The sequence below is a fragment of the Streptomyces sp. NPDC002156 genome, assembly GCF_053593675.1.
In genome coordinates, this window is the sequence record NZ_JBSFDA010000040.1 from 18,313 (window position 1) to 36,191 (window position 17,879).

Consider the following 17,879-nt stretch of genomic DNA (forward strand, 5'->3'; position numbering starts at 1 on the left):
AATGGGCTCAGTGCACGGAGTGCTCCTCCAGCGGGAACGTCCCGCCAGTCACATCCTCCGCGAACGCCTTCGCCGCATTCCCCATCACCTCACGCAGATTCGCGTACTGCTTGACGAACTTGGGCACCCGCCCCCCGGTCAACCCGAGCATGTCCGTCCACACCAACACCTGCGCGTCCGTCTCCGCCCCCGCCCCGATACCGACCGTAGGGATGTGCAGAGTCCGCGTGACCTCCGCGGCCAACTCCGCCGGCACCAGCTCAAGGACCACCGCGAACGCCCCCGCGTCCTGGATCGCCTTCGCGTCCCGCAGCAACTGCTGCGCGGCCTCCTCGCCACGCCCCTGCACGCGGTACCCCATGGAGTTCACGGACTGCGGCGTCAGCCCGATGTGGGCCATCACCGGAATCCCGGACTCGACCAGCAGCTCGATCTGGCGGTGCGAGCGCTCGCCGCCCTCCAGCTTGACGGCCCCGACCCCCGCCTCCTTCACCAGCCGGGTCGCCGAGCGCAGCGCCTGCACCGGCCCCTCCTGGTAGGACCCGAAGGGCAGGTCGCCGACGATCAGGGCGCGGCTCGTGCCCCGTACGACGGCGGCGGACAGCATGGTCATCTCGTCCAGCGTGACGGGCACGGTCGTCTCGTACCCGAGGTGACAATTGCCCGCCGAGTCGCCGACCAGCATGACCGGGATCCCGGCCTCGTCGAAGACGGACGCGGTCATCGCGTCGTACGCGGTGAGCATGGGCCACTTCTCGCCGCGCTCCTTGGCGGCGCTGATGTCGCGGACCGTGATGCGGCGTGTGCCCTTGCCTCCGTACAGCGCGTTTGTGCTGCCGGCGGAGGTCTGGTGGGCAGCCTGAAGCTGCGTCATGGCAACGGCTCCTTCAATCATCTCGAGGCGCCCTGACGGCGTCCCCGGATCACCACCCATGGTGGCACCTCGCGTCCGGGATCGGCTAGTGGTCGCCCGCCGAGCGGATGCCCCTGTGCTGAACATCTCGTGCCCCGCGTTGCACACGGACCCCACCCTGTTTAAGGTCTCGGTAAAGACTTTCGATACGAGACGGTCTCGTATCGAAATGAGCTTAGGGTGGCAGCCATGACGACTTCTGCCGGCCCGTCCGCCCTCGGCCCACGGATCCCCGAGTCCGTGCACCGCAGACGCTGGGTCATCCTCGGCGTGCTCATGCTCAGCCTGTTGATCGTGGTCCTCGACAACTCCATCCTCAACGTCGCGATCAAGACCATCTCCACCCCCGCCCCGACCGGTCTGGGCGCCACCCAGAGCGAGCTGGAGTGGGCGATCAACGCCTACACCCTGGTCTTCGCGGGGCTCCTGTTCTCCGCCGGCATCCTCGGCGACCGCCTCGGCCGCAAGAAGGTGCTCCTCGGCGGCCTCACCGTCTTCGGCCTCGGCTCCGCCCTCGCCGCATTCGCGGGCTCGCCCACCGAACTCATCCTCTTCCGGGCCGTGATGGGCCTCGGCGCCGCCTTCGTGATGCCCGCCACCCTCGCCGTCCTCATGAACGTGTTCGAGCGCGAGGAGCAGCCCAAGGCCATCGGCATCTGGGCCGGCGGTGTCGGACTCGCCATCGCCATAGGGCCGATCACCGGAGGCGTCCTCCTCGACCACTTCTGGTGGGGGTCCGTCTTCCTCATCAACGTACCGATCGTGATCATTGCCGTCGTGCTGATGACGGTCCTGGTGCCCGACTCCCGAGACCCGAAGCCGGGCCGGATCGACCCCGTAGGGGTCCTGCTCTCGGTCGTCGGTCTCGTACTACTCGTCTACGGCATCATCAAGGGCGGCCAGCTCGCCGACTTCACCGACCCGCAGGTGCTGGCGACCATCGGCGCCGGTCTCGCCGTACTCGTCGGCTTCGTGCTGTTCGAGAAGCGCAGCGACCATCCGTCGATCGACGTGACGTACTTCCGCGACAAGACCTTCTCGGCCGCGATGTCCGTCATCGCGCTCGTCTTCTTCGCGCTGATGGGCGTGACCTTCTTCTCGGTCTTCTACACCCAGAGCGTGCGCGGCTACTCGCCCCTCCAGACCGGCCTGCTGATGCTGCCGCTGGCCGCAGCCCAGCTGATCTTCGCGCCGCGCGCCCGGCTCGCCGTCGACCGCTTCGGCAACCGGGCCACGACCACCGCCGCGATGCTGCTGATCGCCGCGACGCTCGCCGCGTTCGCGACGTTCGAGGCGGACACCCCCATCTGGATCCTGGAGATCGTCTTCTTCCTCATGGGCACCGGCATGGCGCACATCATGACGCCGACCAGCGTCGTCATCATGCAGTCCCTGCCCCGCGAGAAGGCCGGCTCCGCCTCCGCGCTCAGCAACACCTTCCGCCAGGTCGGCGGCGCGCTCGGGATCGCCGTACTCGGCTCCGTCCTCTCGGCGGCCTACCGCAGCGGCATCGAGGACAAGCTCGGCGCGCTGCCCGCCGGCGTACGGCACACCGCGGGCGAGTCCATCGAGGCCACCCTCGGCGTCGCCGCGAAGCTCGGCCCGAAGGGCGAGGCGCTCGTCGGCCCCGCCAACGACGCGTTCCTGCACGCGATGCACATCACCGCGCTGTGCGGCGCGGGTGTCGCCGTCCTGGGCGCCCTGGTCGTCGCCCTGTGCCTGCCGGGCCGCCCGGCCGCGCCCCAAGAGGGCGAGGAGAAGGCGCAGTTGGTGTCCACGGATCACTGAAATGCCGATCACCGGAGAGAATCGAACGCAGGACGTACGACGCACGACGCACGACGAGGAAGGGAAGAGGGCGCGTGAACCTCGCGGACGGCTCGGCCGACCGACCCCCCACGGGCAGTTCCCCTGCCGGGGGGACCCCTGCGGGCAGCTCTCCTGCCGGGAGGGGTCCTGCGGGCAGTTCCCCTGCTGACCGACCCCGCACGGGCAGTTCTCCTGCCGGGGGGACCCCTGCGGGCAGCTCTCCTGCCGGGAGGGCCCCTGCGGGCAGCCTCCCCACCGGGAGGCACCCCACGGGTACGCCCCCCGCGAGCGGGCCCCCCACGGGTGGCACCCCCGCCAGCCGCCCCCCGACGGGCGGAACCGCCCCCCGCCCCACCGCCGGAGGCACCCGTGGCCGCCCCCGCAGCGAAGCCGTGGAACGCTCCATCATCGAGGGCGTGATGCAGCTCCTGGAGGAGGGCGTGCCGCTCGCGGACATCTCCATCGAGCGGGTGGCCCGTACCGCCGGTGTCGGCAAGGCCACCATCTACCGCCGCTGGCCGGGCAAGGAGGAGCTGTTCGTCGACGTCATGCGCGTCATGGAACCCGCGGACCCGGAGCTGCCCGGCACCTCGATGCGCGACGACCTGGTCGTCCTGCTGGAGGCGCTGCGCCGGCGCGGACTGGCCAACCGGTCCTCGGCGTTCCTGCACAACGTCCAGGCCCAGATGAAGAGCAGCCCCAAACTCTGGGCCGCCTACCACGCCACCGTCGTCGAACCGCGCCGGCTGCTCGGCCTCGAACTCCTGCGCCGCGGCCAGCGGAACGGCGAACTACGCACGGACGTCGACGTCACCCTGATGAACGACCTCTTCGTCGGTCCGATGCTCCTGCGCGCCGTACTGCGCCCCGACGCGGACCTGCCGGAGGGTCTCGCGGAGCAGATAGTCGACACGCTGCTGGAAGGTCTGCGGCCGGCCGCCCCGTAACCGGGAATTCGTACGTCTGTCGGAGCGCCCGGCGGACGACTGTGCGTGTTTCGTCACAGAGAGCGCTATCCGGCACAGCGACTGGAACTGGTCGCGCCGACTTGTTCGTCATCGTCCCCGTACGGCCGTCATGGGACGGCGAGAACGGAACCGATCATCCCCTAGGGTCTTAGTCGCGGGGACGGACGGGATGCACGGCAGGTTGTGAGGCGACGGTATGGCCCAGCAGGCGTACATGACGGAGACGGACAACGGAGGCTCGGGACCCGAGCGCCGGGGACCCCGGCTTCGGCGCCTGATGAGCCGTCTGGTGGCCGGCTGGCGGGACGATCCGAGAATCTGGCGCCGGGGCATCGTCACGGCGGTACTGGCCCTGCTGCTGGCCCTCGTGATGGTGCTGCACGCGCAGATCCCCAACAGGATCGGCAACCTCGGCAGCCTCAGCGAGACGTTCCTGCCCTGGTTCGGCATCGTCTCCGTACCGCTGCTCCTGATCCTCGCGCTGATCCGGCGCTCCGCGACCGCGCTGATCGCGGTGCTGGTTCCGACGGCGGTCTGGTTCAACCTCTTCGGCGGGCTGCTCGGCAGCAACGCCGGTACGGGCGGCAATCTGACGGTGGCCACCCACAACGTCAACGCGGAGAACCCGGATCCGTCCGGCACGGCCCGCGAGGTGGCGGACGGCGGCGCCGACGTCCTCGCCCTGGAGGAGCTGACGGAGACGGCGGTCCCGACGTACGAGAAGGCCCTCGCGTCGACGTACAAGTACCACTCGGTGCAGGGCACGGTCGGCCTGTGGAGCAAGTACCCGATCAGCGCCTCCCGGCCGGTGGACATCAAGCTGGGCTGGACGCGTGCGATGCGCGCCACCGTGGCGACGCCGGAGGGACCGGTCGCGGTTTACGTCGCCCATCTCCCGTCGGTACGCGTGAAGATGGAGGCCGGCTTCACGGCCCGCCAGCGCGACCGGAGCGCGGACGCGCTGGGCGAGGCCCTCTACGACGAGAAGCTGACCCGCAAGATCCTGCTCGGCGACCTCAACGGCACGATGAACGACCGCGCGCTGAACGCCGTCACGGCGCAGATGCGCTCGACGCAGGGCGCGTCGGGCAGCGGCTTCGGGTTCAGCTGGCCGGCGTCGTTCCCGATGGCACGGATCGACCAGATCATGGTGCAGGGCGTGGAACCGGTCAGCTCCTGGTCACTGCCGCGCACGGCGAGCGACCATCTGCCGATCGCGGCGAGGGTGAAGATTCCGGCATCGACATCGGCAACGGGCTCGTAACCAGGGAGAACCCCGCTGTTCCCCCAGGGGAATACTGGGCGTGGCAGCCTTTGTTCCGTACTTGAACATAAACTGTACGGACCTACGCCCGCCGCACCCTCCGAAAGGCCGCTCCTCCTATGTCCCGGCGCACGCCGACCCTGGCCCTGCTAGCCCTCGCCGTAGGTGCCTTCGGCATCGGCACGACCGAGTTCGTGATGATGGGCCTGCTGCCCGACGTCGCCGACGACCTGGGCGTCTCGATCCCGTCCGCCGGACACCTGGTCTCGGCGTACGCACTGGGCGTGGTGATAGGCGCCCCGCTGCTGGCGGCGGTGACGGCCCGGATGTCCCGCCGCAAGCTCCTGATAGGCCTGATGGCCCTGTTCGTGGCGGGCAACGCGCTCTCCGCCTTCGCGCCGACCTACGACTACCTCCTGGCCGCCCGCTTCCTGAGCGGACTGCCGCACGGCGCGTTCTTCGGCGTGGGCGCGGTGGTGGCCACGACGATGGTCGCCCCCGAGCGCAAGGCCCGCTCGGTCTCCCTGATGTTCCTGGGCCTGACGGTCGCGAACGTGGTCGGCGTCCCGGTGGCGACGGCGATGGGCCAGCAGCTGGGCTGGCGGGCGACCTTCCTCGGCGTGAGCGTGATCGGCGTGGCGGCCATAGGAGCACTGGCGCTGCTGGTCCCGCAGACCCGGACGGAAGCGCCGGTGGCGGGCCTGCGCGGCGAACTGGCCGCGCTGCGATCCCTCCCGGTGTGGCTGGCCCTGGGCACGACGGTGGCGGGCTTCGGCGCGCTGTTCTCGGCGTACAGCTACATCACGCCGATGCTGACGGACTCCGCGGGCTACAAGGACTCCAGCGTGACGGTGCTGCTGGCCCTCTTCGGCGTGGGCGCGACGATAGGCAACCTGCTGGGCGGCCGCCTGGCGGACCACGCGATGCGACGCACGCTGTTCGGCGGCCTGGTGTCGCTGATCGTGGTCCTGGCCGCGTTCCCGCTCCTGATGAGCACGACGTGGAGTGCGGCGCTGGCCGTCATGCTGCTGGGCGCGGCGGCGTTCGTCACGGGCTCACCGCTCAACCTGATGGTGATGGAGCGTGCGTCGACGGCCCCGTCCTTGGCGTCCTCGGCGAACCAGGCGGCGTTCAACCTGGCGAACGCGGGCGGGGCGTGGGTCGGGGGCCTCGCCTTGGCGGCGGGGTTCGGCGTGACGTCTCCGGCGTTGGTGGGCGCGGGGCTGGCTCTGCTGGGGCTGGGAGTGGCGGGGGTGGCGTACGTGGTGGACCGGCGCGGGGCGACTCCGTCGGTAGGGCGGGAGCGGCTGGTGGCGTCGCATGTGCCTTCGCGGGGGGAGAGGGTGCACCACTGAGGGGGTTTGCCCACCCACCCGTTTCCAGTCTGTTTGCCGGGCGCCGTCGAACCCCTCGACGGCGCCCGGCATTCTGAGCTCGCCCGGCGTATCGAGGCGTGGAAGCGGTTGGATGCCCCTGTGAGCGATTACTGGACACCCGCCCATCACGCAGTCGAGCACGAGGACGCGGAGACCCTGGCGCGGTTGCTGGCCGGCGGCTCCGACCCGGACGAGGTCTTCGGCAATATGACTCTGCTGACGCATGCGATCGACGTCGAGGGCGACAGTTCTCTACAGAGCGGCAAACCGCTGACCGTGCACACCACCGCCGTGCTGCTGGCCTTCGGAGCTGATCCGGAACTCGCCGATCCCGACGGCCACACCCCCATGTACATGGCCGAGCGCTACGGCCACGGCCTGGCGGCGAAGCTGCTGCGGGCCCACATCAGCGGCCGATGAGTTTCCCCGCGCCCCGGAGTCAATCAGGGTAGAACCGAACCGGCTGAGAACCAGCCACGGGACACACCCCCGAGACACACCCCCGAGACGCACCCAGGAGACCAGAGATGCGCACCCTGATCAGCACCGCCTTCGTCTCGCTCGACGGAGTCGTGGAGGCCCCGGGCGGCGAGCCCGGCTACCGGAACTCCGGGTGGACCTTCAAGGACGTCGAGTTCCTGCCGGAGGCGTACGAACTCAAGGGCCGGGAGCAGAAGGAAGCCACCGCGATGCTGCTGGGCCGGACCAGCTACGAGGCGTTCAGCCCGGTCTGGCCCGACATGGAGGACTTCCCCGACTACAAGGTGATGCCGAAGTACGTCGTCTCCACCACCCTCACCGAGGCCGACCTGGTCTCGAACTGGGGCGAGACCACGATCCTGCGCTCGCTGGACGACGTGGCAGCCCTGAAGGAAACGGACGGCGGCCCGATCATCATCCACGGCAGCGCCACCCTCACCCGAAACCTCTCCAACGCCGGCCTCATCGACCGCTACCACCTGCTGGTCTTCCCCCTGCTGCTCGGTGCGGGCAAGCGCCTGTTCAGCGACACGGACAAGGACGCCCAGAAGCTGAAGCTCGTCGAGTCCGAGGTGTACGCCAACGGCCTGCAGAAGAACGTGTTCGACGTCGTCCGCTGACGGTCCGCCCGAAGGCGGACCAAGGTGACTACTGAGCATCCAACGCAGGCGGAACGAACGCTGTTTGGTGGCAGCAGCACGTGCACACCAGATAACGCAGTCCAGGAACGCCGCTCTCTCGGGGCTTCGCGTCCTGGCACTGGCCGTGGGTGCCGATGGTGCAGAGGCTGGACACGTACGGGGGTTCCGGAGGCCAGGCAGGCTCGGAGGCGAGGGTCATTCGCCCGTCCCCCTGCCGGGGTTGGTCATGGGGTAGAGCGGGATGACGTTCCATGTGCCGCCCCAGGGGTCCCGGTGGTCCCCGTCGTGCCCGTGGGGGAGGACGCACGCGCCTACCTCGCTGAGGATCGGGGCGCCGTACAGCAGGGAAGCGCGGACCTTCCCGCACCTGGCCGTGTTCGTTGGCGGCTGCGTCATCGGTCGCCTCCGGCGTAGGCGTGACGGTAGCTCGCCCAGAGTTCCTGCCCGCTCTCGCAGCCGTCCTGTGCCTTGCGCACGCTCTTGCAGCCGTCGCCGCACTTGCGGGTGTGCTCGTGCCACAGGCGGTAGGCGCGCAGCATGGGCAACTCGGGCTGCCGCACGGCCGCACTGACTCTGGTACGCCCTGCGCCGCTCATCGAACGCAACCACGTGTTGTTGGGACGGAGATCCGGATGTCGAGGCTGTACGGCCGTACACGGGCCGCACGGAGTGCCGTGACCATTCCCGAGGCCAGGCTCTCGGTGAGGGTGGGCAGGTACGGCCGTGACAGGCGGGACGCCGAACCGTCCAGAGGTGCCTGGTCAGTGCTGTACGGCGACCGGTGTGGAGACGGCACCCGTGCGGTGAGGATCGGGTAACCCTCTACGTTCCTGTTCCTAGTGGTCGCGACAGTTCGAATCGTCATCGGCACCCTGCGGCGGGAACCGGTCGCGGGCAGTAGGCGGGCCAGGCTCCAGAGGGCCAAAGCCACCAGTGCCCAGTGCAGCGCCGCAGCGCTACGCTCGGCCATGTTCAACAACTCCCATGCGGTTGGTGGGCCACGCTCCCGGACGGTCGCCGAGTCGCGGGTCTCTGTTCGCTGTTCGGGGCGATGTTCACGCGCGCTCCCCTGGGGATCGCGAGAGAGCACCACGTCATCTCTCCACCGCGACTGACGCCCCACTCGCGCGCAACGGCGGCGACGATCAACAGCCCTCGGCCGCTCTCGTCGTCGTCCCCCGCCACGCGGGGTTCGGCCGACTTCGGTGTCCCGTCGGCGACTTCGACACGCAGTTCGTCGGCGTGGCGCTGCTGCACGCGGAGGCTCACCGAGGCGCCATCGGTGTGCTGGATGGCATTGGTGACCAACTCGGAGACGACCAGCGTCGCGGGTTCGATCAGCGAGGGCAGATCCCACAGGCGCAGATGGGCGGCTGTGATCCTCCGTATGTGCCGGACGCGGGAGTAGGCGGGGGCAAGATCCACCTCGAAGGCATGGAGCACGGCCGGCTCTGTGGCCGACAAGGCTTGTGAGGTCTTGCGCATGGTGCCCTCGCATCGTCGCTGGTGGTTGGGAGCTGCCCGCCGTACGGCCCCGAAGCCTCGTTCGGGCCTGCCCCGTGCGCCCCGAGACGGCCGATCTCGATCAGTGCGCTCAACCACCGTGCCGTGTGTGCGATTTACTGTGCAAGCCCAATTGCGGTGAGGATAAAATTGGCACATGCCCGAACATGGGCAGGGGGTTGTTCAGTCGGATGCAGAGGGTGGCGCGCTCAGGGACAGACCCCCCAACAGCATCGAGCACAGGGCACGTTGAGCACCGGCAGGGTTGGGGAGAGGATCACGCAGTGGCAGCAAAGCGCGGAGCGACCTTCCGACGCAGGGAGTTGGGCAAGGAGCTGCGCAGGCTCCGGGAGAAGAAGGGCGAGACGCTTCAGGAGGTGGCCAAGGCGCTTGGCTTCTCCCACACGAAGCTCGCGCGAGTGGAGATCGGCGAGAACGACCTGCCACGGGTGAGTGACCTCGAAGGTCTCATCGACCACCTCGACATCGACCTTCCCCGTGAAGACCGGGAGCTGCTGCTCCAACTGCACAGGGAGTCGTTGAGCAAGGAGCCGTGGATGCCGTACAAGGCGTTCATGCCGTCGAGGATGCCGACGTTCCGTGGCCTGGAGCAGGACGCGAGGGTGATGCGCGCCTGGCAGCCGGCCTTCGTCTTCGGCCTGTTTCAGACGGAGGACTACGCCAACGCTCTGTACCGGATCGCGAAGCCGGTCGACGAGACGACGAGCGAGTACGTCGAGCAGAACGTTCGGCTGAGGCTGGAGCGGAAGGAACTGATCACTCGCTCGGAAGAGCCTCTGGAACTGCGCGTCATCATGGACGAGGCGGCGGTCCGACGGATGGTGGGTGGCCCCGAGGTGATGCGCGCCCAGTTCGAGGAGATCGTGAAGCTGGGCGAGTTGGAGAACGTGACCGTCCAGATCCTGCCGCACGACGTCGTGACGTACCGCACGGAATCGAACTTCATTCTGCTGGACTTCTCCGAGACACTCGACCCTGTAGTGGAGGTCGACATGCCCAACACGATCAGCGTCACCGACGAGCGGCGGGAAGTCCAGAGGCACATCCGCCGCTATGACGCCATGCGCGACAGCGCCCTGCCCCCGGCTCGCACAGCCGGCTTCCTGGAAGCACTAGCACGAGAGTGGACATAGCCATCATCACCAAGATCACGGCCCTTGAAGTGGCCGACGAATCCGCCTGGTTCAAGTCCTCGTACAGCAACGACACGGGTGGCGCGTGCGTCGAGATAGCGGCGTGCACCGACCACGTCGGCATCCGCGACTCCAAGGACAGAACCGGCCCCGCACTCCTCGTGCCGACTGCGGCCTGGTCCTCGTTCGTCGGCCTCGTGTGCACCGGAGACGTCGACTTCGGCACGTACGAATGATGAAAATGGACTCGACCTTCCTCGGCCGGCGCCCGGGCAATCGGACCTTTCCGTAGAGCCGCACCAGTGGTCTGGCGGGTGCGCCAGCCTTGGTGGGCAGCGGGGAAGCAATGCGGTTCCTCGAAGTTGAGCGATGCGGCCCTCTGGGTGTCGGCCCGTCCTGGAGGGCTTGTCGAAGCGTGACGAAGGGGCGCCCGGCCCGACCTCGGCCGACCAGGCGCCCTTTTCGTGCAGTTGTTCAGGATTGATCCGGTTCTTCTTTTACGTCTTCGGAAAATATTTGGCCGGACAGTGAGACCCCTTCACCGTCCACGCCGTCACTCGCACACCGGCAGAATCGGGCAAAAGTCCCGACCGGGCGTCCATCGGATTGAAGTCCAGAGTGTCGCTCTTTATCGCGTCTTGGTGATTTCCGGGTTTGTCATGGGACTTCCCTGACGCTTCAACAACGTGCTCCGCGCGCCCCTTGTTAGATTCTGCGCCGCCCGTCATCACAGTGCCTCCATGGATGGCACACACGGTTGACGGCGCAAGGAGGGGGACAGAACCGATGAAGTACATACGCCCGCGCGGGAGAGTCTTCGCGGCGGTGCTGGCCGCCACGGTGACGGCACTGCTCGCCACCGCCGCGCCCGCCTACGCCGGAACGTTCAAAGTCACGTCCAACTGCGATGTCCCGTGGGTCAGTTGCTCCGACGAGCCCGAGCTCTGGGAGATGTACAACTCGAAGGCCTACTCGTTGTCGGGCGACAGCTACGTCACGAGCTGGGCCGAGTTCTGGGGAGACGTCTACAACTACGACGGCACCAGCGAGTACCAGGGTTCGACCCTGGAGACCTACCGGTACGTCTTCAACGGCAACGGCAACGGCTCCGGACAGTACGTCAAGAACAACGCCGGATCGATACAGAACTGCTCGGAGGTGAACAACTACCGGGTCTACTTCAACTCCGACTACGCCGGGCACTCCCAGTACATTCCGCATCGCGACGCGTACGCCGACTGCGTCTGGTACGACCTCGATTCCACCCTGAAGAACAACGAGGCCTCCCAGCACTTCGCCTGAATTCGTCGAAGCCGAAAGGTGTGCGTCCGATGACCGTCCGTAGGACCGCCGTGTCCATAACCGTCGCAGCCGCCATCACCGTGCTGCTCACGTCCTGTTCCACCGGGGGAACCGATTCCACCGGGCGAACCAATTCCGCGGGCGCCGGTCCGCACACGAAACCGGTCGCCAACGCCTCCTCCAGCGTGAACAAGAGCACATGGCCGCAGGCCACTCCCACCGCCGGGCTCGCCAAGGGGCTCTCGCTGCCCCTGGAGGCCTACATGGAGACCTATCAGGACACCGTCGCTCTCGACGACGCCGAGCGGCACCTGGAAACCCAGTGCATGGCCGACTACGGCCTGCACATCAGTTTTCCGCCGGCCGGCCAGAACCCGCCGCCCAACGCCGACGACTCCAACATGCCTCGCCGCTACGGGATCACCGACCAGGCCATGGCGGAGAAGTACGGCTACGGCCTGCCCGACAGCATTCAGCACCAGGAGGGCACCAGGATGCCCGAACTGACAAAGGAACAGATCGAAGTGCTGACCGGCCGCACCGGCATCCGCAACAGCCCTGCCGACCCGGCTCCTGCCAAAGCGCCTTCTGCCTACCACGGCAAGCAGATCCACAAGGACGGCTGCGCAGGCTGGGCGGACGACCAGATCGGCAGCCGCAATCTGGACTTCTCGCTGGTCTCCCGGCTCGACGGCGAAAGCCTCACGCAGTCCCAGCAGACGCCCGCCGTGCACAGCGCCATCACCGCCTGGTCGACGTGCATGAGCAGCAAGGGCTACACCGTCGACACCCCCTACCACGCCGACGAGATCGTCCCGCACACCGACGGCAGCCCCTCCAAGGAGGAGATCGCCGTCGCGGTCGCCGACATCGGCTGCAAGAAGAGCACCGACCTCGTGAAGACCTGGTTCACCGAGGACTCCAGGATCCAGGAGCGGCAGATCAAGGACCACCAGACAGAACTCGACGCCCTGCGTACGCGCCGTACCCGAACGGTCGACGCCGCGCAGAAGACTCTGAACGGCTGAGCGGCGATGCCACACCTGCGCCACATTCTGGCCGGAGCCGGCGTAGCCGCTGTCCTCGTCGGTGCGGCCGTCTACGGCGGCGTGCGCGCCACGCAGACTTCCGGCGCCGAATCGCGAGCGTCGTCCCACGACCCGCTGCCCACCACGCTTGTCACTCCGCAGCCTGTCGGAACGCGGGCACCGACCGCATACGGCTACGGCAGGCCGATGGCCACCGCCGAACACGGCGAAGTCCTCGCCTACACCCCGCACCGGCTTCCGTACAAGCTGCTCCAGGTCCCGTTCACCATCACCAACACGGGCCACGAAGCAGCCATGTACAGCGTGTACTTCACCGTGGAGATCGGCGACGGCGCCGACAAGGCGTCCTACCGGCAGGTCGTCACCAGCGGCGGCCTCGACGCCCACCGCACCATGGCGACCCGGGCCACGATCGGGAACGTCGGCGAGCTGCCCGCGGGAGCGATCCGCATCACCATCACCGACGTACAGAAAAGGAGCCACAGTGACCTCCCTTCGTAGGAGATCGCCGGCGACCCCGCCCTCGCGGCGCGTTCGCGGAAGGGCTGACCCGTGCCGTCCATGAAGGCGATCGCGGCTGCCACCGCGGTAGGCCTGGTACTCGTGGGCGCGGTGGTCTACGGCGGCATCCGCCTCGCCGACAGTGTCGATCACGATTTCGCGGCCCCGTTCCCCGCTCCGAGCGCGAGCAGCACCTGGCTGCCGGCGCCGTACGACACGCTCAGTCCCGCGCAGTACCACTTCGGAGACGCTGTCGCCCACGCCGCCGGCAGGGATGTGGTCGCGTATGTGCCGCAGCAGCACTCGGATCATGTGCTGACCGTGCCGTTCACCATCACCAACCACGGCAGCGAGCCGTACGACTACGAGATCACGGTGACCGTCACCGGGGCGATCGATCCCGGTATGCCTCAGAGTGCGCATATCTCCAGTGCGGGGATGCTGCCGCCGAACGCCACGATGAGCACGGAGATCAACTTCGAGAGCCGTGGCGACGAGCCGGTCCGGGACATCGATGTCCGCATCGCGAATGTCAACAAAAAGGGGGAAACATGATAGTCCGTCGTAGGCGAAGAGCGGTGACGGTTCTCGCTGTTGCCGCCGCTGTGGCAGGACTGACACAGGTCCAGCCCGCCGCTGCGAATCCCACCACCTCCAGTCCCACGTCCACTTCGAGACCGACGCCCGCTGCTCCGAAAGGGGCCGTCAAGGCTCCGGACACCACGTTGGGCAAGGGATGGAAGACCTCCGCGGACCGAGCCGTGACCACCGCCGCCGACAGTGACGGACTGCATCTGCTCGTCGCGGACAGCAGGAACGCCTATGTGTGGAAGACGGTCACGGTGCTGAGTGAGCCTCAGCTTCCGGCCGACACCTGGATCGGCAACAGTTGCGTCATGGATGACGACCACGCGGCCGTTGTCTACGCTCCCCGCACCTTCACCAACAAGCCGGACCTGATGATGGGCGGCGCGTTCACCGCGATCGTGAACCTCGATGACGGCAGCGTCACCAAGCTGCCGTTCACCGCGTCCCTGGCCTACTTCGACCCGACGTGCAACCCGGCCACGCACACCGCCGTCTTCACCGCGCTCCGCGACACCGAGACGCGCCTGGTCACGGTGAACGCCAAGGGCTCCACCCTCGCGGACACCACGGCGAAGGGTGAGATCACCTCCGCCGTGCCCACCGGCGACGGCGTGATCGCGGCCGCCGGAAACCGGCTCGTCCACGTCGACCGCGAGGGCAGGACGGCCGAACTCACCACCACCCGGCACGCCCCGTACGGCATCCGGGTGAGCGGCGACGGCACCGTCACCTACATCGACCGCACCGGCGACACCGACGCCGACGTGCAGACGTACGCGCACGGCAGGAAGACGACCGTCGCGAGCGGCAGGCTCACCGCGATGAACCTGCGCCAGGGCACGGACGGCACGGTCTACCTCACCGGAACGGCCGACCACGGCAAGGACTTCGCGGCCAGCGGCATCAAGGCCCTGAACGTCTCACCCGACGCGGAACCATCCACCCGTGGACGCCTGGCCGTCGACCCCGTCGTCTCCCCGGCCGTGCTGGCGGGCGTCGACAACGTCCAGGGCGCGGGCCAGGGCTTCACCAGGACCACGACCAGGGAACCCGCAGCCGAGACGACGCCGGGCCGCGTCAGCCACGCGCTGACCATCACCGCCACCGTGCCGGGCACGGGCAGGCGCACGACACAGAGGGCCGCCGAGCCGGGCACCACCGCGGGCAGCCGGCCGTCACCGGCACTGACCGGCTCCCCGAAGCCGCAGCTGTCGACGATGAGCACGCTGACCACGGCCGACGACGACACCAGGGCCAACGACCCGGTCGACACCGACGCCTGGTGCTCCGTGCCCCGCAACGACACCGCGACCCAGGCTCTGCAACCCACCCCGAACCAGGTCGAGTGGGCCGTGGACATGGCCGTCCGGGGCGACCTGCGCTCCGGCTATCTCACCCAGGGCGGCTGGCGCTCGCAGACCGGGATCTCCACCATCGACCCGCAGGGCCTGTTCCCCGTCCCGACGCTGAACTCCACCACCGGCCGGATCCCCGCACAGGTCGAACTGGGCATCCTCGCCCAGGAGTCCAACCTGTGGCAGGCCGAATCCGGCGCCATCCCCGGCCAGATGGGCAGCCCGCTCGCGGCCGTCGACGGCTACTACGGGCACCAGAGCGGCGGCACGCTCGCCGACTACTGGACCATCCACTGGGACCTGTCCGACTGCGGCTACGGCGTCGGCCAGGTCACCGACGGTATGCGCAAGGCCGGTTACGAGAAGGAGGGCGAGACCTCGCTCCCGGCCACCACCCAGCGCGCGATCGCCGTCGACTACGCCACCAACATCGCCGCCTCGCTGTACATCCTCGCCGACAAGTGGAACGAGGTGCACGAGTCCGGCCAGACGATCACCGTGAACAACGACGACCCGGCGAAGCCCGAGAACTGGTTCACCGCGGTGTGGAACTACAACCTCGGCCTCAACACGAAGGCGGACGAGGCCACCAACGGCAACTGGGGCCTGGGCTGGTACAACAACCCGGCCAACCCGGTCTATCCGGCGTCCCGGCTGAGCTTCATGAACACCGACATCGACCCCCTCGCCGCCAAGGACGCCGCCGAGCCCCAGAAGTGGCCGTACGAGGAGAAGGTGATGGGCTGGGCCGCCTGGTCCATCGACACTGGTCACTCCTACGCCACCTCGGGCCGCCAGGACTGGCCCGGCGAGTCCGGCTTCTCCTCCGCCGGCTTCCGGCCCGCCTACTGGAACGGCACGACCGACCTCTACACCGTCCCGGGCAGCGCGACCTACAACCGGGCGCACGTCTCGCCGCCGCTGGACACGTTCTGCAACTCCCAGAACGGCTGCGACGCGGCCGATCCGCCGGACTGTTCCGACGCCGCCTGCTACACGCCGTACTGGTGGAACGCCTCCAACGCCACCTGGAAGTCTGACTGCGCCACGACCTGTGGCTTCGAGAACATCAAGTACCAGACCCTGGTCAGCGAGCCCGGGCGCGGTTACCGCCTCCAGTACGGCACACCCGTCTGCTCCGGCGCACCCTCGGGCGCCCTCGTGGTCGATGACGTACCGACGGGCACCAGCACCTGGAGCGACTGTGGGTCCACCACGACCGACGGCTCGTTCCAGTTCACCTTCTACCCCGACCCGGACGCGACCGGCCCCGGCCTCGGGCAGTACGACGCCAAGGCCGACCTGCACCAGATCGGCGGCGGCTACGAAGGCCACTTCTGGTATACGCACGCACGCGACGCCGACCATCTGGGCGGCGACGGGGGACGTATGACCGTCCTCGGCGACTGGAAACTGAACTCGGCCGTCGACGGCAGCCAGGCCAAGGTGTACGTACACATCCCGGACACGGGCGCGCAGGTCGCCAACGCCTCGTACAAGGTCATCACCCCGTTCGGCGCGGTGACCAGGACCGTCGACCAGAACGCCAACGCGGCCGACACATGGGTCTCGTTGGGCGCATACAACTTCAAGGACCAGGCGCCGGAGGTGCAGCTGACCAACACCACCTCGGACGGCGCCGCCGACAAGGACGTGGCGTACGACGCCGTCGCGTTCGTGCCCGGCGAATACAGCGGTATCCCCTCCGACCTGACCTTCCACGACCCCGACCTCAACGCGGCGCAGCCCGCGGACATCACCACCCCGACCGACGTCGGCATGAGCGTCATCGGCGGAAGCGGACCGGCCGGGCCGTCCGCCACCTCCGCCGCCTCCGTCAGCGCGGTCGTCGCGGAGCGGCCGGGCAGCTTCGTCCTCTGGTGCAACGCGGAGCCCTTCAACCTCCTCCAGCAGTGGGTCAACCGGTCGGAGGCGTGCATCAAGAACCACGTCACCGTCGTCATCGTCGACGAGGACCAGAACATCATCGGCACCATGGAGTTCGACGAGCAGGCGGAGCTCAAGGCCTATTCGGACAACGCGACCTCCAACGCGCTGCTGAAACTCGTACCCACCGCCGCGACCGGTGTGGGAGCGACAGCGCCCGTCACCATCACCTCGGCCGGTGTCTGCTCCATCGACTGCACCCCCACCAGCCAGATCTGGAACACCTCCGACACCTGGGACTGGGCGACAGGGGACCGGCATGTCGGGGAAGTACAGACAGGGATCGTCTGGGGACAGTCCCTCTCGGAGGACATTCTCGGCATGACGTGGAAGCTCGGCGCCCTGGTGGCGGACGTTCCGTCGGAGAACGAGGCCGCCATCGGCACCGACCGCTACTCAGAACTGCGCTGCGACACCGTCGTCAAGACGACGCCCGGCTGCATCTTCGACTACTACAAGCCGACCTACTCCATGAACTCCCAGAAGTTCCCGGCCGCGGCGGCCCACGCATGGTTGGTCCAGCACCAGCTGCCTGCCCACCTCGGCCTCAGGGGTGAGGGTCAACCGCTGACCTATCTCGGCGACAGCGTGATGTCTCCGACGAATCCGAGCAAGAAGCAGAGCGACGCCAACAGGGACCTCATGTGCCCGACCGCCTGGGAGCGCAATCAGGACGTCACGCTGTCACCGGAACTCTCCTCCCAGGGAACGGACACACCCAGCTGCGACGAATTCGCCTTCGCCAAGAGCTATCAGAGCGGCGGCACGCCGACCTCTGTGGGCGGTACGAATCCCGTCGGCTCCGGTGACGACTGTCTTCAGACCTACGCGAAGAAGGACGCCGACGGACTGTGGCGGCTCCATGCGGACCTGCGCTATCCCCTTCCGACGTGGCAGGAGGTCTGCGGACGGTCCAGCATGTCCAACAATCAGAACACACAGTCCATGTCCCTGTTTCCCACGTTCCGCCGGAACAACCGGGTCATGGACAAGGACGACTACTGGCTTGACGTGGCCAAGCCGGACTGA

Annotated in this window: 17 protein-coding genes; 13 read left to right on the top strand and 4 right to left on the bottom strand. The window is 68.0% G+C overall.

The genetic code is table 11. The annotated features are described in order from the left end of the window. Positions 1-7 precede the first annotated feature (7 nt). Positions 8-874 (bottom strand): 3-methyl-2-oxobutanoate hydroxymethyltransferase, encoded by an 867-nt coding sequence (panB, locus tag ACWCRB_RS18675; protein ID WP_369030826.1) that lies wholly within the window; start codon positions 872-874, stop codon positions 8-10. Positions 875-1,102: 228 nt separating this feature from the next. On the opposite strand from panB, the gene ACWCRB_RS18680 reads away from it, so the two are divergent. From ACWCRB_RS18680 to ACWCRB_RS18705, 6 genes are all read left to right on the top strand, one after another. Further along, positions 1,103-2,701, top strand: a complete 1,599-nt coding sequence (locus ACWCRB_RS18680; RefSeq protein WP_450997089.1) for an MFS transporter — start codon at positions 1,103-1,105, stop codon at positions 2,699-2,701. Between the two features lie 413 nt (positions 2,702-3,114). After that, complete coding sequence (locus ACWCRB_RS18685; protein ID WP_369030828.1) at positions 3,115-3,669, top strand: TetR/AcrR family transcriptional regulator; 555 nt, start codon at positions 3,115-3,117, stop codon at positions 3,667-3,669. A gap of 298 nt (positions 3,670-3,967) precedes the next feature. Further along, positions 3,968-4,954, top strand: coding sequence for an endonuclease/exonuclease/phosphatase family protein (locus tag ACWCRB_RS18690; RefSeq protein WP_450997118.1), 987 nt, complete (start codon positions 3,968-3,970; stop codon positions 4,952-4,954). A 119-nt stretch (positions 4,955-5,073) separates the two neighbouring features. After that, a complete protein-coding gene (locus ACWCRB_RS18695; RefSeq protein WP_450997090.1) occupies positions 5,074-6,309 on the top strand; it encodes an MFS transporter in 1,236 nt (411 codons plus the stop codon). 120 nt (positions 6,310-6,429) lie between these two features. Then, entirely contained in the window at positions 6,430-6,750 is a 321-nt protein-coding gene (locus ACWCRB_RS18700) for an ankyrin repeat domain-containing protein (protein ID WP_450997091.1), read from the top strand. Between the two features lie 107 nt (positions 6,751-6,857). After that, on the top strand, positions 6,858-7,430 hold the full coding sequence (locus tag ACWCRB_RS18705) for a dihydrofolate reductase family protein (protein WP_450997092.1): 573 nt from the start codon (positions 6,858-6,860) through the stop codon (positions 7,428-7,430). Between the two features lie 216 nt (positions 7,431-7,646). Here ACWCRB_RS18705 and ACWCRB_RS18710 read toward each other — a convergent pair whose 3' ends face one another. The 3 genes from ACWCRB_RS18710 to ACWCRB_RS18720 all read right to left on the bottom strand — a co-directional run bounded on the left by ACWCRB_RS18710 (position 7,647) and on the right by ACWCRB_RS18720 (position 8,915). Then, positions 7,647-7,847 carry a hypothetical protein gene (locus ACWCRB_RS18710; RefSeq protein ID WP_450997093.1) on the bottom strand — a complete coding sequence of 67 codons (201 nt, stop codon included), beginning with the start codon at positions 7,845-7,847 and terminating at the stop codon, positions 7,647-7,649. After that, positions 7,844-8,047: a hypothetical protein gene (locus tag ACWCRB_RS18715; RefSeq protein ID WP_450997094.1), complete on the bottom strand. Its 204-nt coding sequence runs from the start codon at positions 8,045-8,047 to the stop codon at positions 7,844-7,846. The genes ACWCRB_RS18710 and ACWCRB_RS18715 overlap by 4 nt, the downstream gene beginning before the upstream one ends. 376 nt (positions 8,048-8,423) lie before the next feature. Further along, positions 8,424-8,915 carry an ATP-binding protein gene (locus tag ACWCRB_RS18720; protein WP_450997095.1) on the bottom strand — a complete coding sequence of 164 codons (492 nt, stop codon included), beginning with the start codon at positions 8,913-8,915 and terminating at the stop codon, positions 8,424-8,426. A 323-nt stretch (positions 8,916-9,238) separates the two neighbouring features. Between ACWCRB_RS18720 and ACWCRB_RS18725 the strand changes: the two genes are divergently transcribed. The 7 genes from ACWCRB_RS18725 to ACWCRB_RS18755 all read left to right on the top strand — a co-directional run bounded on the left by ACWCRB_RS18725 (position 9,239) and on the right by ACWCRB_RS18755 (position 17,879). Further along, complete coding sequence (locus ACWCRB_RS18725; RefSeq protein WP_450997096.1) at positions 9,239-10,108, top strand: helix-turn-helix domain-containing protein; 870 nt, start codon at positions 9,239-9,241, stop codon at positions 10,106-10,108. Beyond that, positions 10,099-10,344 (top strand): DUF397 domain-containing protein, encoded by a 246-nt coding sequence (locus ACWCRB_RS18730; RefSeq protein WP_450997097.1) that lies wholly within the window; start codon positions 10,099-10,101, stop codon positions 10,342-10,344. The genes ACWCRB_RS18725 and ACWCRB_RS18730 overlap by 10 nt, the downstream gene beginning before the upstream one ends. 550 nt (positions 10,345-10,894) lie before the next feature. After that, complete coding sequence (locus tag ACWCRB_RS18735) at positions 10,895-11,410, top strand: hypothetical protein (protein ID WP_450997098.1); 516 nt, start codon at positions 10,895-10,897, stop codon at positions 11,408-11,410. Positions 11,411-11,439: 29 nt separating this feature from the next. After that, positions 11,440-12,438 (top strand): hypothetical protein, encoded by a 999-nt coding sequence (locus tag ACWCRB_RS18740; RefSeq protein WP_369030833.1) that lies wholly within the window; start codon positions 11,440-11,442, stop codon positions 12,436-12,438. 6 nt (positions 12,439-12,444) lie between these two features. Continuing rightward, on the top strand, positions 12,445-12,960 hold the full coding sequence (locus ACWCRB_RS18745; protein ID WP_405538061.1) for a hypothetical protein: 516 nt from the start codon (positions 12,445-12,447) through the stop codon (positions 12,958-12,960). A 51-nt stretch (positions 12,961-13,011) separates the two neighbouring features. Continuing rightward, entirely contained in the window at positions 13,012-13,515 is a 504-nt protein-coding gene (locus ACWCRB_RS18750; RefSeq protein ID WP_450997099.1) for a hypothetical protein, read from the top strand. A gap of 206 nt (positions 13,516-13,721) precedes the next feature. Beyond that, entirely contained in the window at positions 13,722-17,879 is a 4,158-nt protein-coding gene (locus tag ACWCRB_RS18755; RefSeq protein ID WP_450997100.1) for a golvesin C-terminal-like domain-containing protein, read from the top strand.